Here is a 1,611-nt window from a genome sequence, read left to right on the forward strand (position 1 = left end):
TGGTGGTCGCCACCCGCGCCGCGACCTACTCGGCGCCGCCACGGCTGCGGCGCCTGGCGGTCAACGCGTCCGGCGCCCGGCACGCCGAGCACCGCACGGTGACCGGGCTCGACGACCAGACCCGCAAGTGGCTGAAGCTGCCCGGTCAGCGGCTCGAGCTGCCGGACGCCGCCGGCCGGCTGCTCACCGCGGCCCTGCGCCTGGCGGGCGAGGAGTGGGAAGCGGCGGCCGACTTCGCCTTCGGCTCCGGCCGCGACCGGATCTTCCTGCTCGACCGGCACGACGGCGCGCTGGTGTTCGGCGACGGTCTGACCGGGCGCATCCCGCGTCCTGGCGGGGAACTCCGGGTCGACTACACGATCGGCGGCGGCCGCGACGGCAACGGCGGCCTGACCGACAACTGGCTGCCGGTCGACCTCGCGGTGCCGGTCCGGGCGGCGAACCCGGTCCAGGCCGCCGGCGGGACGGACCCGGAGACGGTGGCGCAGGCCCGCGACCGGGCCGCGGGCGCGCTCGGCGAGGTGACCAGGGCGGTCACGACTGAGGACTTCGTCACGCTGGCCGTCACGACGCCGGGCGTCTCGGTCGGCCGCGCCCACGCCGCGGTCGGCGAGCACCCCGGCTTCCCGTGCGCGCGGGTCCCCGGAGCGGTGACTGTCCACATCGTCCCTTCGGTCCCTCGCGACGGCGACGACGTCGTGGCGGCGCCGGAACCGGATCCGGGCATGCTGTGCGCGGTCGCGGACCGGCTGGCGGAAACCCGCCTGCTCACGGCCGAAGTGTTCGTGCGGCCCGCGGTGTACCGGGACGTCCGGCTGCGGGTCGACCTGTCCGGCGCCCCGGCCGACCGGGTCCGGGTGTCCACAGTGGCCGGTACGGCGCTGCGCCGGTTCCTCGACCCGTTGGCAGGCGGCGAAGACGGGACGGGCTGGCCGTTCGGCGAGCCGCTGCGGCCTTCGGCGCTGCTGCGGGCGGCGCAGGAAGCGCTCGGGGACTTGGCGGCCGTCACCGCCGTCGCGATCGGCATCGACGGCGCGGAACCGGCGGAGACGTGCGACGGCGTGCCCCTGCGGCCGGGTGATCTCCCGGTGGTGCGGGAAGTCCGGACGCGGGTGGTGCCCGCGGTGGAGCCGGGGGAGGGACTGCTGTGACCGACGTCTGGTGGGCGCGCGACTCCGACGAGGAAGCGCGCATGGTGCCCGGCCCCGGGCCGTCCGGGGTGCAGCCGGAGCTTGTAGAGGCGACGCGGGAAGCGGTGCGCGGCGCGGTGCGGGATCGGATTCCCGGCTACACCCCGGACTGGACCAGCTTCGACCGGCAGGACGCCGGGGTCGCGCTCGTGCGGCTCTTCGGGACCCAGGCCGAGCCGGTGCTCCTGCGGGTCAACCGGCTGCCGGAGAAGATCCTCGCCGAGCACCTGAACACCGCAGGCGTGCGCCGCCGGCCGGCGACCGCGGCGGCCGCGCTGCTCGAGTTCACCGTGAAGCCGCCGGACGGCGCTTCGGTGCTCGTCCCCGCCGGCTTCCAAGCCGCAGCCACCGGGACCGGCGGTGACGTCGTCTACGAGACCGACCAGGACCTCTACGCCACCCCCGCCACCCTGAGCGTGCT

1 protein-coding gene and 1 pseudogene are annotated in these 1,611 nt (G+C 76.2%); both read left to right on the forward strand.

All coding sequences use genetic code 11. The features are described from left to right. Nucleotides 1-1,151: pseudogene (locus G3I65_RS35300) on the forward strand (baseplate J/gp47 family protein); the annotation flags it as partial. Continuing rightward, on the forward strand, nt 1,148-1,611 hold a 464-nt coding region (locus tag G3I65_RS35305; protein ID WP_309235890.1), incomplete at its 3' end, for a baseplate J/gp47 family protein. The pseudogene G3I65_RS35300 and the gene G3I65_RS35305, both read left to right, overlap by 4 nt.

Source organism: Amycolatopsis sp. SID8362 (genome assembly GCF_010550475.1).
Taxonomy (GTDB): domain Bacteria; phylum Actinomycetota; class Actinomycetes; order Mycobacteriales; family Pseudonocardiaceae; genus Amycolatopsis; species Amycolatopsis eburnea.